A 913-nucleotide genomic window follows, 5' to 3' on the forward strand; every position below is an offset into this window, starting at 1 on the left:
ACATTTCGCTCTTCATCAAGTGCAGGATAACCCGTCTTACCTTCATTCAATAAAACAGCCTTGGCACGCGTCTGGCGCGTTGAAGTAAATAAGATACGATCACCTGGAAGGTAGCTGGGTGAAATATCATGCCCATCTTCAGCCCTGACATTCAGCGTACTATCAAAAATACGGCGGAGCGTGCTGCTCTCTATATTATATTCCCAGATATTCCAAGTAGGCTGATCTTCTTCATCGGCATTCTCTATCTCTGGCGCACGCATCGAGAAGAGTAGTTTCTTACCATCATAAGAAGTACTGAGGTCACGTACATCGTAGAGCAGCTCACCGTCGTCGTTTAAGAACGATTCATCAGCAAAGGCTGCCGAAGAAATATCCACCGTTTGAGCATCAAGTGATGCTTTTTGCTTTAGGTATAAAACAGCACCAGGACGAAACGATTGCGGCTCAGCCGCATTATCTGGCTCAACTTCGCCCTCATCATTTTCTAGAGGTCTTTCTATATAAGCTAAAGGTAAGTCAACTACAACAGGATCCGTGCCATCAGAGCTACAGGCAACAATAAGAGGCAGACTGATCATAGCAACAAGGCTCAACAATACCTGTCTCAAAAAGCCCGAATTTGAAGGCTTGGGTAATCTAAAATGCCTTTTGAAGGCTCGATTCAGAAAAACCGAAACGTAAAAAAATGTTAACCTGACATGCTTCACAATATTCTCCCTATTCGACATAATCGAGCCCAGTTAAGGACTTAGACAAGGATTATGTCTCTCAGTATGTCTTCTTCCTAAGTACATTCCAGCGCATTTGAGTTACGCAATGTAATGGTGAGCACTGCCACACAAAAAGCGTCTATCATCTTCAATTAAACTTCAAACATAGAGCGTTTGGGTCTAATTTAAATAAGCTCCGA

The 913-nt window shown here is 43.0% G+C and carries 1 pseudogene; it reads right to left on the bottom strand.

Annotation, left to right across the window (positions count from 1 at the left end):
• Positions 1 to 596 (bottom strand): annotated as a pseudogene (locus A3766_RS14600) (hypothetical protein); the annotation flags it as partial.
• Positions 597 to 913: the final 317 nt, after the last annotated feature.

The sequence above is a fragment of the Oleiphilus sp. HI0132 genome, from assembly GCF_001635845.1.